Raw genomic sequence first — 2,616 nt, 5'->3', positions numbered from 1 at the left:
GGCGCGTCTCCAGGGCGTCGAGCTTCGACAGCACGGCGTTCAGCGCCGCCGCGCTCGCCGCGCTCGATTCGGCCAGCGCCTTGATGGCCGCCCGCGCGTCGGCATCCACTGCCCCCGCCACGACCGGCGCCGCCGGAGTCGCCTCTGCTTTGGCCTCTTTGACCTCCGGCTTTGACTCCGTTGCGACCGCCGCAGGCTCTGTCGGCACCGCGGGTGGTTCGTCCGCAGGAGCAGGCGTCGCCGGTGTCGCGGCAGCTGCCGGCGTCTCCGCCTCGCCGCCTTTGCCCGTGCTGTCTTCGGCCCCGCCAAAGTCCTTGAAGCGCACGCCGAGCGCCTCAAGCTCTTTCGAGCGCTGATCCGCGCCTGCGACGATGCTGTCGGCCAGTTCCTTGCCCAGCACCCGATCCAGGAGCGCTTTCTTCTCTTCCGTGAGCGCCATCTTCCCTACCTCCTCGTAGACCGATTCAAAAGCCGTGTACGGGTTGGCCGCCGCGTGGGGCGGCAGCACCGTGATCTCGAATGTGTTGAAGGCGTGGTACTGCCCGTCCTTGAACGCTTTGGGCGGGAACAGATAGCAATGCGACATGGCATACTCGTCGTCCGTGCTGCTGAAGTAGGCGCAGGCCCTGACGCCGACGTCGCTCGACGCGAAGTGGCCCACGCTGACCACCAGGTGGCCGATGCGCTCCGTCCACTCCGCCTGGCCCAGGACCACCGGCTCGTGCCACAGCCACAATTCCGGCTGGGGAATGGCCCCGGCGTCCAGGCGCGCCACGTAGGCGTCGATGGCGTGCTCAGGAAACCACTCCTTCTGGCGGTCCTCGAAGTTGTTCGACCACCAGGCCACCCACCGGCCGTGCGGCAGCGCCTTGAAGCCGGACCGTCCCGTCAGCGCGCGTAGCTCGTTTAGTCCGACTAAACCGCCCAGTCCCGGCAGCTCGGCGCCGGGGAACAGGCTGGCCAGCGTTTCTTTGAGGCGGGCGATCAGTGCAGTCATGCCGGTCATCTCCCCTTCACAGCGCGCAGGACCGCCGCCGTGACCGCGTTTTCAAGGTTACGCTGCTTGCGGGCCGCGATCTCCTCTTCAAACTCCCGCGCTTCCGTGCCGGGATGGTCTACCGCGTCCGCCGTTGCCCAGCCGGACCCTTCCCGACCCCTGCCCGACCCTATCACGCGCCGGTGCGTTTTGGGCAGGAAGCCGCTACTCTTGAACAGCAGCCTGGCTGCATTTTTCGCCACGATCGGGTGCGGTCTCGTGCCGCGCGTCACGTAACGGTAGATTTCATTGGTCGTGTGCACCTCGCCCTCCAGGTGCGCGCCCACGGCCCGCGCTTTGACGAGCACGAAGACCGGCTGTTCCTTCCAGGTGCGCACCGTCCGGCGAAAGTCGCTTCTTACCGCGTCCAGCGTCTTGTTGATGGCCGCTTCCAGCTCACGGCGCATCCGCTTTGCGTCAACGGGCATACGGTCTGGCACGATGGCTTTCAGGCTTGGCATGCCGTCACCGCCTCACCCGGATCAGCGGCCCGGTGAACAGGCTCGGCGCGCCCGTGATCGGCACGAAGACCCCCGACCCCGGCTCCAGCTCGACGAGCAGCCTGCACCGGCAGTTGGTCAGGCAGTCGTCGCTGCCGTCGCCCGGCACACCGGCCACCGCGCGCATCTCCTCGAACGACTCGTAGATGCGGGCTTTGGGTGGACAGGTCGTGCAGTGGGCGGCCATAGGGTCAAGCACCCGCTGCACCCGCAGCGCGCCCCGGCGGCCCGCCCGGCTCCTCTGCTCGGCCCAGTCGCCGAGGCCCTCCCACATCGATTCCCAGTAGGCCCCCGCATACTGGCGCAGGCGCGGCACGAACGAGGCCACGTCCGACGCCGCCCCGCCGCCGGTCAGCATGGCCAGCAGCGTCGGCGCAAAGGAGTCGCGGAAGAAGCGGTAGCTCGTATCGGCTACCCGCTGCAAACGGACCAGGCCCATGCCGCTCGGCTCCTGTCCGGCCAGGCCGATGCCGTACGCTTCAGATAGCCCCGACTCCAGCGCCGCCACGTAGCGGTCGGTCAGCTCGTCCACGTCGGCGGCGTAGCGCGCCGGATCCTGGAACTTTCCCTCGGCCTGCATGTCGAGGATGAGGCGCTCCAGGCGCTGGGCGTAGGCGTCTACCGCGCCCTCCTGCTCAGAGGGGTCGCCCTGGATCTGCTTCAGGGCCTTGACGAAGAGCTGGTCCGACACCTGCCGGTAGTCCTCGCGGCCCACCTGCACCGCCTCCGGCCAGAGTGTGGCCAGCATCGGGTGGTTAGGCAGCGTCGTACCTTTCGGCGCATAACACAGCGTAATATGCGGCTGGAAGACATCCGGCCGGTGATGCGCGCTGACGGGCAGCCCCAGCTCGTCAAATACCTTGACAATGCCCGCCTGGAGCCAGTCCAGGTCCTCGTTGCGCTCGATACGCAGATGCATGGCCAGGCCGTCCAGCGTATCGAAGGCGCTGATGCTCCTTGCGTTTAGCACCGGCGTGCGCACATCATTTCCGATGTGCACATTCAGCCAGTCGTTCACGGCCGCGACGGCGCTGTCGGGAGCGTCCTGGACGTAGGCCAGGGTCACGTGAAAGGTGTCAG

2 protein-coding genes and 1 pseudogene are annotated in these 2,616 nt (G+C 67.5%); all 3 read right to left on the bottom strand.

The window, feature by feature from the left end; all coding sequences use genetic code 11:
* Window positions 1-997: pseudogene (locus PHQ87_RS15840) on the bottom strand (hypothetical protein); the annotation flags it as partial.
* A 5-nt stretch (window positions 998-1,002) separates the two neighbouring features.
* Window positions 1,003-1,497: a hypothetical protein gene (locus tag PHQ87_RS15835; protein ID WP_300236530.1), complete on the bottom strand. Its 495-nt coding sequence runs from the start codon at window positions 1,495-1,497 to the stop codon at window positions 1,003-1,005.
* Window positions 1,498-1,501: 4 nt separating this feature from the next.
* A partial coding sequence (locus PHQ87_RS15830; protein WP_300236527.1) for a hypothetical protein occupies window positions 1,502-2,616 on the bottom strand: 1,115 nt, incomplete at its 5' end.

The organism is Hydrogenophaga sp., from assembly GCF_028698005.1.
In the GTDB taxonomy this organism is placed as follows: domain Bacteria; phylum Pseudomonadota; class Gammaproteobacteria; order Burkholderiales; family Burkholderiaceae_C; genus Hydrogenophaga.
This window is presented reverse-complemented; position numbering and strand designations above follow the sequence as displayed.

Coding starts and splice junctions, on each gene's coding strand:
- PHQ87_RS15835 (WP_300236530.1), bottom strand. CDS start 1,497: ATGCCAAGCCTGAAAGCCATCGTGCCAGACCGTATGCCCGTTGACGCA.